The sequence below is a fragment of the Mesobacillus sp. LC4 genome (genome assembly GCF_053543455.1).
Genome location: NZ_JBGCUB010000001.1, coordinates 1,200,113 through 1,213,631, shown reverse-complemented (window position 1 = coordinate 1,213,631; position 13,519 = coordinate 1,200,113). Strand labels below are relative to the sequence as shown.

The following is a 13,519-nucleotide window of genomic DNA, read 5'->3' as shown; positions in this document are numbered from 1 at the left end:
TTGAGTATGGAGAAACAATTGAACATCAAGGTATCCTACATATTCTCCGAATAAACAAAATCAGTTGTCAGGAATTTTTTTAAAAGGAGTGATTTCAATGTTAAACAAAGTTTGTGTCTTAACGATTAAAGTTGACGATATGGAGGCAGCTCTTGAATTTTACACGAAGGTGCTCGACTTCGAAGTATCGAAGCATTATGGAAAAAATATCGTTTCGTTAGTACATAATGAAATTCCGATTGTGCTCGAGAAAAGTGAGGAAGCTACTGCAATTGGAGGCCAAAAGGTATTATTAGGCATTCTTTCTGAAAGTCTTGATGAGGATGTGAATGCTCTGCGTGAAAAGGGTGCAAAAATCTTGTTTGATGAATTGAGACCGTGCCCGCCCGGAAGATACAACATGATTGAGGATCCATTCGGCAATCAGCTTGAGCTCGTTGAGTTTTCTAATTTCAAGTAATGAGTGATGTTTCTAGGTAAACTTAAAAGTTCCTAAAGTCTCGAACCTTGAGCAAAGAAAGAACCACCTAGCAATTAGGTGGTTCTTTCGTGTTTACTCCACTGGTTTCTCCCCGTTGGCAATGTCAGCAGCATATGGGATGATTCCTTCTGCTTCTGCTCCGAATGTATCAATTTGCTGGGAGTGGAGGACGGTGCCGTCTTTATCAATAACAGCGAATCCTCGTACTGCTATTGGAGACTCGGGGTCCAACATATTTGTCTTTTTAATCAATTTCAATTTCTCATCGGAAATGACGGGATATTCAAGTCCTAACTCTTCTTTCATCGCCTTATGTTCCTTCACAGACGATGCGCTTACTGCGTAAATGTTTCCTGGAAACTGGCTGAATGACTCTTTCCGGTTTTGCAGCTCGACCAGCTGCGATTTACAGAAGTCTCAACCAACTCCGGTAAAAAAGAAAACGAGAGCAGGCTCATCCATATTTTCGAAGGCAACATCCTCACCATTTTCATTTGGAAGGGAAAGGGCTTTGGATTCGGATTTTTCTCCGGAACAGCCGCTTATAATAGCACCGACCATCAATAGCATGATTAAAAAAATCGATTTCCTCATATGTGCACCTCCTTATGTATGTTACTAAGTATAACGTTTTTTGTTGAAAACTCATTATATCATTTATGAATCTTTTGTTTCGAGTAAAGGACTTGTGGCGGAAGCTTACTTAAAATTATGAGAATAGACGTTTATACAATCGTCACTCGGGAATGAGTCTAAGTGTAAAAATATACTTGATGGAGGCTGAATAATGTACATCCACAAAAAAGAATTATTGTTCCCTGTCCAAGTTAAAAGCCCCAATCCAGCACATGCAGCAGCAGTACTTGAACAATTTGGCGGTGCCAACGGTGAATTGAAAGCCTGTCTTCAATATTTTGCTCAAAGCTTTAGCACTCCTGACCCAGCGATTCGGGATTTACTGATGGATATTTCTACAGAGGAAATTTCCCACCTTGAAATGGTCGGTGAGTGTATCACTCAGTTGATGGGTGGTCCTGATAAAGAGCAAAAGATGGAAGATATGGGGGCGGATGAAAGGAAGATGTCCGGTGAAGGAAATATTCTGTCAGATGCCAAGAGCCATATCAACAATATGATGCATTTCAACTTTAATTCTACTGTTCAGAAAAGCATGATTCTCGATGGTCACGGACTTGATTTTGTGGATTCTTCAGGAACTCCTTTTACAGGTAATTTCATTAATAATGTCGGCGATCTCGTTGCCAACCTGCAATCAGATTTAGCAGCTGAACTGCGCGCGAAAAAAGTATATGAAGAGTTATATCGCCATGTAGATGATCCTGGCGCAAGAGAGATGTTCCAATTCCTGATTGATCGCGAAGCAGCCCATGCGACACTTTTCGAAGAAGCGATCATGCGAGCTAAGGAATTGGAAAACAAAAAAGCGCATCAGACAGGCGACCATGTTAATATGTATTTTGATCTATCACTCGGGGGCCTTGCCAAAAATGAATTCAGCTTCGCTAAACAAGCAAAAGTGTTTGAAGGCCCGGTCGAGCCAAAAGAATAATAGTAATGCTGCCCTCTAAATCGTTTGATTTGGAGGGTTTTTGTTTGATCTGAAAATTCTTGGTTTTTCCGATGGCTAGTAAAAAAAAGGGTATTTCCATGTGTTGCTAGAAGTAATGAATGTGAATCAAAACTACGATAAAAGGGAGACGGCATGAAAAAAGGTAAATTTCTGTTCCTTGTTGGACTGTTCGCATACATGGGCGGCATCTATTTGTCCACGATCTGGGTTGCAGCAGGCGCAGCCATAGGTGTATTCGGTGGTCTGATCATGGGCGTCAGTACATATTATTTAGCAATGAAAAATTGAATTTCAGTGCTTCTTATCACAATTTCTCATAATGATTTTTGAACACTTTAAAAAGCCTTTCGTCGCCGCCACGGTCGGGATGCAGGGCCTTAAGGATTTTTTTGAACTCTTTTTTTAGCTCCTGACTGTTGCTATTCTGTTTTAAGCCAAGCAAGTCCTCTAACTTGGAAGTAGGCGCAACAGACGCCTCTATATGGGCATTAAGCATTTTTTTCAAGGTACGGACCTTCGATTGTTCAATATGTAATCTTGTATGTAAAAGCTCGAGCTGCTCCGTCAGTTTTTTATTTTCGTCACGTGACTGTTCCAGTAGATCAGTATGAATCTTAATTACGAATTCGGCCAGATTCGCGTGATTTATTTTATCAGATTCAGCATCTAAAAAACCTGTTTTAATCCAGGTATGAACTTCCTGTTCTGTCGTTTCCATCCCATATGAAGTTAATTGTTCTGCAGTTTCTTTGATTGTCAGCATCTATTTCACTCTCTTAACTCAATAATTATCAGACAAATCTATCATACCATTGATATTTTTCAGAAAAAGAACAGAAGTATGACAATGTGTTACATCTACTAGTTTTTAAAAATAAAGGAGCTGGAGAGCTAATGGCATTTGACTTAACGGAACCAATAGAAGTACTGGAACGTACTCCCAAGGTATTGGAGCATTATTTAGTCGGTTTATCGTATGGCTGGCTAGAATGCAATGAAGGGGAAGGAACCTGGAATCCTTCACAGGTTATTGGCCATTTGATCGATGGCGAGAAATATAACTGGATCCCCCGGTTAGAGTTGATAGTAAGCGAGACAAATGATAAAAGATTCCCCCCATTTGACCGGTTTTCACATTTGCAGCAATATCATGACTGGACAATCGAAGAAAAAATTGCTGAATTCAGTTCCTTAAGGGCGGAAAGTGTTGCGAAACTGAAAAAGATGATCAAAGATCAAAAACAGCTTGAAATGACGGGAATCCACCCAGAGTATGGAGAAGTGAAGGTGCGAGAGCTTATTTCTACCTGGGTTGTTCATGATTTAACACATATATCACAGATTACTAGAGTGATGGCAAAAAGATTTGATGTGGCAGTAGGGCCTTGGAAGAGTTATTTGGGGATATTGAACAAGTAACTTTGAGGGTTTGGACAAATTCTTGTCCAGTCGGATGGATTTTGTCTGAACATAGGTTACGTTCGGACAAAATCCAGAGTTGCTGCCGTCATTTTGTCTGAACCCAGGTCGACTTCGGACAAAATCTAGAGGAGAAGCTGAAATTTTGTCTGAACCCAGGTCAACTTCGGATAAATACCGGATCTGTTGCTCTTACTTTGTCTGTACAATAAATTACCGTTAATAAATAGGAGTTCAAAAATGACGATTATAAGCTCAGTGAGAAATGATGAGATTGAAGTAGTAGCGCAGTTCATTTCAGAGATAAACAGAGTGGAAACATCACATATTGGTTTTTGTGGGATGGACCCTTTGGAAATAGCAAATTCGTTAAGGGAAGATTTTACTGATATTACATATGAACATAGTCTTTTGACTGCTTATGATGATAAAGATTTAATTGGTGTTTTAGGGTTTGATGCTGACCTTGAGAATCATAGTGCTGAAATTTGGGGGCCGTTTGTTAAGGAAGATAAGTGGGATATTACGAGTACTCTGTGGGCCAAAATGCTTGAATTGCTTCCAGAAGAAATCACCGCCCTCTCCATGTTTCCGAACAAGGCAAATCATAAGGTCCTTGAGCTTGCTGAGAACCTCTCTTTTAACAGGCATAGTGACCAGACCATATTGAGTTTCCACCGAAGCAGATTACAAGAGTTGGAGGATGACAAGCTCCATGAATTAGAGGAGCAGAATGTTCCCGATATGATTGAGCTGCACAATCAATCTTTTCCCGAAACATATTATAGTGGGGAGCAAATCATCAACAGACTCAACGAGGACAGAAAGGTTTTTATTGTTGCCACTGAAGGTCGCTTAAGCGGATATATTTATATTGAAGCAGAACCAGAGTTCGGGGAAGGAAGCATTGAGTTTTTTGCTGTTCAAGAAAGTGAGCGTGGAAAAGGCATGGGAAGTAAATTGCTAACCGCCGCACTAAATTGGTTCTTTTCTTTTGATAGCATCCAATCTATTACTCTATGTGTCAGTTCCGCCAACCAGGAAGCCATCAGGTTATACAAGAAAGTGGGCTTTGAGCAGATTCATGAATTATGCTATTTTACTAAGGAAATATAAAAGTAAGCTTGGAGTATTTCAACCACATACTCCAAGCTTACAGGCAAATTACCTAACAGCTCCATGAGGCAAAACGGCGTGAACCCCTTTGACGCCGTTCACGACCTGGGTGATCCGTAAATCGACGGTCACGCTTGCGATTGCCAGTGCTTCTGTACGCTCTACGCCATGCAATTCCCTCAAAAAATCCACCATCTCATCCAAAGCCTGTGCGGCTGCAAGATTGAGATCCTCATTGAAACCGAAAGTCAGCCATCCTTCGGGGGTGTTGGCACGCGGCATCTTCAGCGAAAGATCATCCCTTAGTGTAAGGGTGATGTCCACTAAATCCATCGGACACTCGATTGCGGTGCCGGAAACTTCGCCGTCTCCCTGTGCGGCATGGCCGTCCCCGATGGAAAATAGTGCTCCTTCAACTGAAATCGGCAGGTACAATGTACTGCCTCTTTTTAATTCCTTGCAGTCGATGTTGCCACCGCAAGAGCGGGGAGGAGAGGTGTGATGCACGCCATGTTCGGCTGGTGCCACTCCCATCAATCCGATGAAAGGGTTAAGACCAACCTTCACAGGGCGGGAACCAACCTCAACGCTCGCAGTCATCGTATCAGTATCCAACTCCCAGTCAAGACGGATTCTCTCAGCTCCCGTCAATCCGACTGCGTCATTTTGCCAGCTTTTTTTGCCGCCGGCCCAGTTTGTCCCATACCAGCCAGGAACGACATCATTCAACTTCACTTCAAGCACCATCCCTGGCTTCGCGCCCTTCACTTCGATAGGGCCAATCATCGGGTGCAAAGGAGTTTCTTCGTTTACAGCAGACTTGAAAAACTCTCGCTCGATTCCTTTCAATGCAGAATATCCCCATTCAATGTCCGGAGTTTGCATCCGGATCGAGTCACCGGAATGAACTGTTAGTATTGGCTTATATTCATTGCTAAAAGAACCATGCAGGTTTTCGGACTTCAATTGAATTTTGTGGATCATGTTCGCCACTCCTTATGCGATTTCTTTTTTTACTGTTTCAGCCTTAGGCTTTCTTTTAAAAAGCCTCGGGTTCGTTCCTATATAAACTCCAGATAAAACGAGAGCTGCTCCGATTGCATGAGCGGCAGTGAATTTTTCACCTAAAAACAATGTAGCCATGATGACCGCAGATACAGGCATTACGTTGATGAAAATCGACGCCTTTGCTGCTCCAACTTCCTTGATTCCATTGTAGTACATAACGAATGAGACGACGGTAACCAAAACGCTCATATGTATAATGGCGACCCAGGTAGTACCCGATGCTTGCTGTACATCCTGCCATGATGTTTCCGCCAGAGCGAAAGGCAGTAAGAACAATGTACCGAACGCTACTGCATAGGTAGTGGATTCAACAGAACTGAACTTCTTGAGCACGATTTTACCAACCACACTGTAAAGCGCCCAGCTGACAACCGCTCCCATCAAAACGAAGTCAATTGGCTCGAATCCAAGTTGAATTAAATTCATCAAATGTCCTTCGGTGATGATGAAAAAGGCTCCTGAAAGTGCAATAGCCAATCCAATCACATTGTTGCGGGTGATGGTTTCTTTTAAAAATAAAGCTGACAAAAGCACGATCAGCACCGGATTAGAGGCGATGAATAAAGAACTTTTGATAACAGGTGCATGTTTGCTGGCCAAGAAAAAGAAGATATTGTACAAGGCGATTCCTGTTAGGCCTAAAACGGCAAATAAGCTGTAATCCTTCAAATTAGGTTTCTGGCGGTTTTTCTCCATGATGAACATTAGAGGAAATAAGAGGATGGCTGCCCCGAAAAACCTAAAAAAAGCAACAGTGGCCGGTTCAAAGCTTTGCACCGCGTATTTACCAGCAATGAACGCACTGCCCCATGTTGATGTGGCAAAGGTCAACATGCCATATGTAATCCATAATTTTTTGTTCATTGTAGTCCCTTCTTTACGAATGTTTTAACTAGTATTGTAGCATCTTTTTCGAAAAGCGAAATAAAGAATTTTAAAAATCTGTATATTTTTCTGTTTATACTGGCTTCAGCAGCTTTGGTGCGAAAGAGGAAAAGCTGTCAGAAGAAATCACAACTTAAGACAGCTTTGGTGCGAAAAGAAGCAAAGCTGTCAAAAGAAACCACAACTTAAGACAGGTTCGATGAGAAAAGAGGAAAAGCTGTCAGAAGAAAGCGCAACTTAAGACAGGTTTATTAAGAAAAGTAGAAAAGCTGTCTTAAGTAACCACAACTTAAGACAGGTTTGGTGCGAAAAGTAGAAAAGCTGTCAGAAGTAACCACAACTTAAGACAGGTTTGGTGCGAAAACTAGAAAAGCTGTCAAAAGAAATCACAACTTAAGACAGGTTTGGCAGGAAAAGTAGAAAAGCTGTCTTAAGATAGCGCAGGTATCCAAAACAATCTAAACGAATCCCTGAACTCGAACTGTGTATAGGGACTCTACTGGGAAATCTCTATAAACATGAATAACCTTTTCATTTAATAAAGCCATACCGAACATAGCTAAAAAACCTCTAGATTCTTTGCTCAATTGTTAAAATGGATGCTAACTATGTCCGCAAAAATACCCGCAGGAGTTTTTAAGCAGGCCTTTTTATATAAGCAATAGGCCTATATCAATATGATTCTTAAACATTTTACCTAAAGATAGGGGGTTGTTTAGGTAAAAATAACCTTTTTTGTGCTGTGCTTACAGCCAAAAGGCGGATGAAACTTTGGAAATAATTAGAAGGTAATAGCCTTAGACCGTAACCAATTTGGATTACACTTAAAAGGGCTTATTTTGGATTTTTCCCAATACCAACCAATTAATCATTTTCCGAATACTCAGTTTTCTTGTCTTATTTTTCGACAAATCTCCAAGTGCCAAAAAGCTATGGTTGTTTTAGCACCTATTTCACATAGAGTGTGCGACGAAAGGAGGGCAGGAAAGAGTTCATAAGGAAAATACTTAGGAGGTAGTGGGATGAAACGTAAAAAACGCCGATTATTATCCGTACTTCTATCAACTGCATTGGTCGTGCCATTGCTGCTTCAGCCACAGATCCAGACAAATGCTGCTGCGAAGGGAGTCAGTGTTTCTGCGAAGGAAGCAGTCCAAACTGCAAAGCAAAAAGTGAACAAGAAGCTTTATACTCAATTTGAAAAGGAGGATAAAGTAACCTTCCTTGTTAAAATGAAAGAGCAGGTTGACACTAATGCTGTCGCAAAAGAGGCAGAGAAAAAGGCCAGTCTGTCAAAAGCGACTCCTGCAAAAACAAAATTGATAAAGCGTTCAACGATTGTATCTGAGCTGAAGGCCAAAGCTCAGGAGACACAATTCGATGTTCTCGAATACCTGAAGAAACAGGAAAAGAAAGGCGCGGCAAAGGATGTTCATTCTTACCATGTAGTGAATGCCATTGCGGTTACCGCTACAGAAGAAGTAATGAATGAGCTTGCCGGTTTCGCTGAGGTTGATAAAATCCTTCCTAATGAAACAAGGCAGTTATTCGTCCCTGAAAAATCAGCTGTCGCTGTTCAGGACCCTGCTGCTAAAACCAATTCGATTGAGTGGAATATAGACCGTGTCGGCGCACCTGCCGTATGGGATATGGGGATTGATGGCAGCGGTATTACTGTCGCTTCCATTGACACAGGGGTCCAATGGAATCACCCTGCATTACAAGAAAAATACCGGGGCTATGACTTAGCCAGCGGAGAGGTGTCGCATGCAGGTAACTGGTTTGATGCTGTTGCCGGTCAATCTGCACCGTATGATGACCATGGGCATGGAACGCATGTTACCGGCACGATGGTAGGGTCCGAGCCTGATGGTGGAAATGTCATCGGGGTTGCTCCAGGGGCAAAATGGATTGCTGTTAAAGCATTCACCGCCTCTGGGGGGACGGATGCTGATTTGCTGGAAGCTGGCGAATGGATTCTTGCACCGAATGGAAACCCTGAGTTAGCACCAGATGTTGTCAACAACTCATGGGGCGGCGGACCGGGATTGGATGAATGGTATCGTCCTATGGTTCAAGCATGGAGAGCGGCGGAAATATTCCCTGAGTTCTCTGCCGGAAATACTACTCTCAGCAATCCAGGAGGTCCCGGTTCTGTTGCGAACCCTGCCAATTATCCAGAATCAGTCGCAACAGGAGCGACGGATATCAATAATAACCTGGGAAGTTTTTCTCTATTAGGTCCGTCACCGTATGACGAAATCAAACCTGAATTATCAGCACCTGGAGTCAATATCCGCTCATCAGTTCCTGGCAGCGGATATGAAGGCGGCTGGAATGGAACTTCGATGGCCGGGCCTCATGTCTCGGCAGCAATCGCGTTATTGCTGCAGGCAAATTCCAGTCTGACAGTAGATGATCTGGAAGAGATTTTATTAACGACGGCAATACCATTAACAGACAATGCTTACCCTGAATCGCCAAATAATGGGTATGGATCTGGATTGTTGAATGTTTTTGATGCGGTTTCCTCTGTAGTTTCTGGCCTGGGGAAATTAAAGGGACAGGTAACAAAGGATGGAGACGACAGTGAAGCACCGGTGTTGGAGCATTCCCAACCTGCCACGGTTTTCGCAGGAATGCCACTGACTTTAGAGGCTTCAGCTGCCGACAACATCAGTGTAACAAATGTAGAAGTTGAATATCAATTGGAGGATGGTTCCTGGTCCGCTGTTTCCGCAGCACGTACTGGCGGAAACTATAAGGATGGAACATACCAGGCTAATATTCCTGGTGAGGCAGTATCCGGCAACGAATTCGTATACAAATGGAAAGCAGTGGACTTTGGAGGAAATGAAACGGTAAGCGAATTTACTGTGACAGTTTTGCCAGGAATCACTGTAGGCTATGAACAGCATTTTGAAAATGATGCTTCTGGCTGGACCTCTTATGGGGATGCAAATAGCTGGGAATGGGGAACCCCGACAAGTGGGCCTGGTTCTGCTTTTTCAGGAGAGAAGGTCTATGGAACTTCTCTGGCTGGAACGTATCAAAGCCGGGCAAATATGTCATTGCAAATGCCGCCGATCGATTTACCGGAAGGCAGCACCTATCTGCAGTTCAAACAATGGTATAACCTGGAGAGAAATTATGACTACGGCCATGTATTTGTCTCCACCGATGCAGTTAACTGGGTGCAAAAACTGCGCGTGAACAATCTTTCGAATGGCTGGATCGATGGTGAAGTGGATCTTAGTGAATATGCAGGCCAAAGGATTTATGTCGCCTTTAATGTAACGACTGATGGCAGCGTAGTCAGGGATGGCTGGTATCTGGATGATGTAACTTTGACTGATACTCCGCTTTCCGCACCAGCTAAAGCAGACACAACAGTAAACAAGGACGACTCTAAGGCTAGCCTGAAAGAAAAGGTTGATCCGAATAAAATCCAAATGTCACTGCCTAAGCAGCAAAAGGCTGAAAGTTCAGCAACACCGATGGCATTGCCTATGCAGGCTGTAGTGTCGGTTGTTGAATCAGGCCGTTCCGTAAAAACGAACCCAGCAAATGGCAGCTTCGAACTGACACATGCTGCTGGAAGCTTTACGGTTGTAGCTGAAGCCTATGGTTTCCGTCCACAGACTCAAACAGTAGAAATTGAGCAGGATGGAGAGACAACAGCTAACTTTAATCTTGAGGAATTGCCAAAAGGAACAATAACTGGTTCCATCACGAACAAAGCGACAGGTGAGCCTGTTGAGGGAGCGACGGTTTACTTGTTGGAAGACGCGAACATTGCTCCTGTGGCTACTGATGAAAATGGACATTACTCGCTGACTGCTTATGAAGGGGAATACACTTTAAAAGTGATTGCTCCGCATTTTTACAGTCAAGAAGCCTCTGTGACGCTTGATGGCGATGTTGAGCAAAACTTTGAAATCAAGCCGTTCATCGGTTATCCAGGGGAAATCGGATATGATGATGGCAGCGCAGAAAATGCACGTGCCTTCTATGACGCTGGCAATGGCTGGGCTGTGAAAATGTCATTGGCAGAGGGCAATGACAAAGCATTGGTTACTGGCGGACTGTTCCGTTTCTGGGATACAGAGTGGCCGGTTCCGGGCGGTACGGATTTCAAAGTGGAAGTATACGATGCAAGTGGTACTGATGGTGCGCCAGGCAAGAAGCTCGCGGGCCCAATCGACGCCACTGCACTAAGAAATGGTGAGTGGACACATATAGATTTAAGCAGCCATGGAATTGTGGTTGAAGGAGATTTCTACCTGGTTTATATCCAGGCAGGCATCAACACAGCATCGCCAGGCCTGGCTACTGATGAAAATGGAGAGAATGCCTTAAGAAGCTGGCAGTTGGTGGGCGGCAGCTGGTCACCATCTCCAGAGGATGAAGGAAATTACATGATTCGGGCAGTGGTCGATTATGAGGTGACCGCGCCAAGCATCTCTTCACCTGCAGATGGTTCATTTACAAATGAAAGTACTGTCACAGTAGAAGGATTGGCAGCACCAACAACGACTGTTCATATCTATAATGATGGCGAAGAGATTGCAACAACAGCTGCTAACGATCATGGTGCATTTGCAGTGGAAATCAATCTCAAAGAAGGTCCGAATGTACTGACAGCCAAGGCATCAACAGAGCAGGGAATAACTGATGCATCAGAACCAGTAACTGTGGTTTTTGATCCGAATGCTCCTGAATTAACTATTACCTCTCCTGCTGATGGGAGCAAGATTAATAAAGAAACGGTTACTGTTACTGGCGCAATTGCAGATGCCAATCTGCATAGCGTGACAGTTAACGGTTCGTCAGCCAAGGTGGAAAACGGAAACTATTCAGCTAGAATCATGCTGGATGAGGGAATGAACGAGATCAAGGTTATTGCAAAAGATAAAGCAGGAAATGAAACGGAAGAATCGGTAAACATTGATGTAAAATACACTGCTCCAGTGATTTCAGATTTGAAACCTGACCAGGACCAAACTCTGAAAAAAGGGGAAAGTGTGACAATCGAATTCACAAGTGAAGCGGATCTGGATGCAACATTCGTGATTCATATGCCATTAACGAGCAACGCTCAGGTCACGAATGCAACAGAGCTGCCATTGCGTGAAGTTTCACCAGGTTACTATGTGGGCTACTATACAGCAACTAAGGATGTTGTAGCAGAAGGAGCCATCATTGAGGTCAAAGCTGTTGATTCCTATGGCAATGAAACAAGGAAAACGGCAGATGGCAAGCTGAATATTAATGTGAAGAAAAAAGGCAAATAATAAAGTTAAAGGACCTTCCGCTTTTTATGGGAAGGTCTTATTTATGGGAGTCTAGTATAATTGATTCCAAGTAGATTTATATAACACTTATTAAAGATATGTGACTATACCTCCATCGTCACAATTTAGCATAAAATAATCCACTGCTATTTTATTCATTGGAATAAGATGGTAACATGATAGATAAGGAGGGAGTTCATGGAATTTTTAATCCTAATTGGTTTGATCGTTGCAATCATCTGCTTGATGAAATACTTTTTAAGAAAAGTGCTCCATATTCCTAGAGTTAAAAGGAAAGCATTTTCCTATTATCATATAAATCAAACACATCGAAACTTAGAGTGGGTCCTCCGTGTTTCTACGGTGATCGCTTATGTTTATTTATCTTTTCAATTAATGTATGAAGATTTTTCGGTAAATCTTTTTCTTCTCATCATGACACTACTGTTCACTGCACAAGATTTTCTGCGGGCTTATTTCGAATGGAAAGCCACTGATCAGCCTAAAGAATCCATCCTTTCCATTGCTGAAGGAGTCATGCTGCTTGGAATCGTATTGCTATTGATCCAGTTTGATGTAATTTATAAGTTTGCTCAATCCCAATAAGTTTACCCTGGTGGAAAGGAATGAACCGAAATGATTAAGAATAAGAAATATTTAATTCTGGCCATCATCTTTTTCTTTATTTCGATGGCACTGAACTTTCCGTTCCCTCATGAATATCCCGCTGGCCAGGAATTATCAGTAGCTTTGGGGTTTCCACTCACAACCATGGATGGACTCAGTTATATCGGAATCACTGGCCTCGTATTGTTTATCATCAGTCAGTTTTTTCTGGTGAAATCGCTCGAAATATACCATAAACGCATGGTTTTGATTGCTTTCGTATTACTTTTCCTCCTCCCTCAGGGAATGGTAAATGCCTATCAAAAAACCTTCGCAACAGGTATCTACGCCATCGAGTACGAAAGAGGAGAGAGCAATTACACATTCGAGATGAAAGACGATACCACATTATACGCCGTCTGCCATCTCCCATTCGAAAATCACAGCAATGAGACAGTCCAATTCAATATAGAATTCTATGAAAAGTATTTGTTCGAGGATGACTATCCGATGCTATCTCTTTTAAATGAAGGAGGCCCATATAAGGTTACTCTTCAAGGAAAAGAGAGGAAAGTGGTCACAATCGAGACAGAAATCGATTTATCAAAATTAGACAGAGGCGGCTTAAGTGGGCAAGGCTGGGGGATTAATTTGATGATCGTGGATGGAGAGAAAGTAAGGAAGTTGTAAAGTGGTAAAAGGAAGCACACATTCATTTGAGTGTGTTTTTTTTATGCAATAAAACATGGATAATGTCGAGTTATGACAAATGATTAAAAATAGTAAATGGTTCTCGATGAACAAGTGATTCAGTAGATAACCATCTTTTGAAGTATCTTCCTAGAAAAAGCTAAAAAAATAATGGAAAAAAATTGTTTTCGTACAAAGTTTTTATTACTTATACAAATACTTGTATAAAAACAACTTATTAGTTCATATATATTTGGTTTTACTGGATCAAAGTCATTTAATTAATATCCTGCAATAATTAGACTGGGAATCTAACTTTATATGACGATAGTTTTGTATTTTAAATATTATAAATATTAAAAAAAATAA

Annotated in this window: 12 protein-coding genes and 1 pseudogene; 8 read left to right on the top strand and 5 right to left on the bottom strand. The window is 42.1% G+C overall.

The window, feature by feature from the left end; all coding sequences use genetic code 11:
- Nucleotides 1-97: 97 nt before the first annotated feature.
- A complete protein-coding gene (locus AB5I83_RS06205) occupies nt 98-460 on the top strand; it encodes a VOC family protein (RefSeq protein ID WP_448973669.1) in 363 nt (120 codons plus the stop codon).
- Nucleotides 461-553: 93 nt separating this feature from the next.
- Here AB5I83_RS06205 and AB5I83_RS06200 read toward each other — a convergent pair.
- Both AB5I83_RS06200 and AB5I83_RS06195 read right to left on the bottom strand, forming a co-directional pair.
- A pseudogene (locus AB5I83_RS06200) lies at nt 554-883 on the bottom strand (redoxin domain-containing protein); the annotation flags it as partial.
- A 15-nt stretch (nt 884-898) separates the two neighbouring features.
- Entirely contained in the window at nt 899-1,075 is a 177-nt protein-coding gene (locus tag AB5I83_RS06195; RefSeq protein ID WP_448973668.1) for a hypothetical protein, read from the bottom strand.
- A gap of 193 nt (nt 1,076-1,268) precedes the next feature.
- Here AB5I83_RS06195 and AB5I83_RS06190 point away from each other — a divergent pair, with 193 nt between their 5' ends.
- Together AB5I83_RS06190 and AB5I83_RS06185 are read left to right on the top strand one after the other, a co-directional pair.
- Nucleotides 1,269-2,051, top strand: a complete 783-nt coding sequence (locus AB5I83_RS06190) for a manganese catalase family protein (protein ID WP_448973667.1) — start codon at nt 1,269-1,271, stop codon at nt 2,049-2,051.
- 153 nt (nt 2,052-2,204) lie between these two features.
- Nucleotides 2,205-2,360, top strand: coding sequence for a hypothetical protein (locus AB5I83_RS06185; RefSeq protein ID WP_448973666.1), 156 nt, complete (start codon nt 2,205-2,207; stop codon nt 2,358-2,360).
- Nucleotides 2,361-2,376: 16 nt separating this feature from the next.
- Here AB5I83_RS06185 and AB5I83_RS06180 read toward each other — a convergent pair whose 3' ends face one another.
- Entirely contained in the window at nt 2,377-2,835 is a 459-nt protein-coding gene (locus AB5I83_RS06180) for a J domain-containing protein (RefSeq protein ID WP_448973665.1), read from the bottom strand.
- 131 nt (nt 2,836-2,966) lie between these two features.
- Here AB5I83_RS06180 and AB5I83_RS06175 point away from each other — a divergent pair, with 131 nt between their 5' ends.
- Both AB5I83_RS06175 and AB5I83_RS06170 read left to right on the top strand, forming a co-directional pair.
- Nucleotides 2,967-3,491: a DinB family protein gene (locus AB5I83_RS06175; protein WP_448973664.1), complete on the top strand. Its 525-nt coding sequence runs from the start codon at nt 2,967-2,969 to the stop codon at nt 3,489-3,491.
- 240 nt (nt 3,492-3,731) lie between these two features.
- On the top strand, nt 3,732-4,607 hold the full coding sequence (locus tag AB5I83_RS06170) for a GNAT family N-acetyltransferase (RefSeq protein ID WP_448973663.1): 876 nt from the start codon (nt 3,732-3,734) through the stop codon (nt 4,605-4,607).
- Between the two features lie 48 nt (nt 4,608-4,655).
- Here AB5I83_RS06170 and AB5I83_RS06165 read toward each other — a convergent pair whose 3' ends face one another.
- Together AB5I83_RS06165 and AB5I83_RS06160 are read right to left on the bottom strand one after the other, a co-directional pair.
- Nucleotides 4,656-5,591 (bottom strand): acetamidase/formamidase family protein, encoded by a 936-nt coding sequence (locus AB5I83_RS06165; RefSeq protein ID WP_448973661.1) that lies wholly within the window; start codon nt 5,589-5,591, stop codon nt 4,656-4,658.
- Nucleotides 5,592-5,603: 12 nt separating this feature from the next.
- A complete protein-coding gene (locus AB5I83_RS06160) occupies nt 5,604-6,539 on the bottom strand; it encodes a DMT family transporter (protein ID WP_448973659.1) in 936 nt (311 codons plus the stop codon).
- 1,043 nt (nt 6,540-7,582) lie between these two features.
- On the opposite strand from AB5I83_RS06160, the gene AB5I83_RS06155 reads away from it, so the two are divergent.
- From AB5I83_RS06155 to AB5I83_RS06145, 3 genes are all read left to right on the top strand, one after another.
- Nucleotides 7,583-11,854, top strand: coding sequence for a S8 family serine peptidase (locus AB5I83_RS06155; RefSeq protein WP_448973657.1), 4,272 nt, complete (start codon nt 7,583-7,585; stop codon nt 11,852-11,854).
- Nucleotides 11,855-12,052: 198 nt separating this feature from the next.
- Nucleotides 12,053-12,460: a DUF4181 domain-containing protein gene (locus tag AB5I83_RS06150; protein WP_448973655.1), complete on the top strand. Its 408-nt coding sequence runs from the start codon at nt 12,053-12,055 to the stop codon at nt 12,458-12,460.
- A gap of 30 nt (nt 12,461-12,490) precedes the next feature.
- Nucleotides 12,491-13,150, top strand: coding sequence for a hypothetical protein (locus tag AB5I83_RS06145; protein WP_448973653.1), 660 nt, complete (start codon nt 12,491-12,493; stop codon nt 13,148-13,150).
- Nucleotides 13,151-13,519 lie beyond the last annotated feature (369 nt).

Bases quoted from the DNA above. Each gene is read 5' to 3' on its own strand.
- AB5I83_RS06205 (WP_448973669.1), top strand. From the start codon at position 98: ATGTTAAACAAAGTTTGTGTCTTAACGATTAAAGTTGACGATATGGAG.
- AB5I83_RS06195 (WP_448973668.1), bottom strand. From the start codon at position 1,075: ATGAGGAAATCGATTTTTTTAATCATGCTATTGATGGTCGGTGCTATT.
- AB5I83_RS06190 (WP_448973667.1), top strand. From the start codon at position 1,269: ATGTACATCCACAAAAAAGAATTATTGTTCCCTGTCCAAGTTAAAAGC.
- AB5I83_RS06185 (WP_448973666.1), top strand. From the start codon at position 2,205: ATGAAAAAAGGTAAATTTCTGTTCCTTGTTGGACTGTTCGCATACATG.
- AB5I83_RS06180 (WP_448973665.1), bottom strand. From the start codon at position 2,835: ATGCTGACAATCAAAGAAACTGCAGAACAATTAACTTCATATGGGATG.
- AB5I83_RS06175 (WP_448973664.1), top strand. From the start codon at position 2,967: ATGGCATTTGACTTAACGGAACCAATAGAAGTACTGGAACGTACTCCC.
- AB5I83_RS06170 (WP_448973663.1), top strand. From the start codon at position 3,732: ATGACGATTATAAGCTCAGTGAGAAATGATGAGATTGAAGTAGTAGCG.
- AB5I83_RS06165 (WP_448973661.1), bottom strand. From the start codon at position 5,591: ATGATCCACAAAATTCAATTGAAGTCCGAAAACCTGCATGGTTCTTTT.
- AB5I83_RS06160 (WP_448973659.1), bottom strand. From the start codon at position 6,539: ATGAACAAAAAATTATGGATTACATATGGCATGTTGACCTTTGCCACA.
- AB5I83_RS06155 (WP_448973657.1), top strand. From the start codon at position 7,583: ATGAAACGTAAAAAACGCCGATTATTATCCGTACTTCTATCAACTGCA.
- AB5I83_RS06150 (WP_448973655.1), top strand. From the start codon at position 12,053: ATGGAATTTTTAATCCTAATTGGTTTGATCGTTGCAATCATCTGCTTG.
- AB5I83_RS06145 (WP_448973653.1), top strand. From the start codon at position 12,491: ATGATTAAGAATAAGAAATATTTAATTCTGGCCATCATCTTTTTCTTT.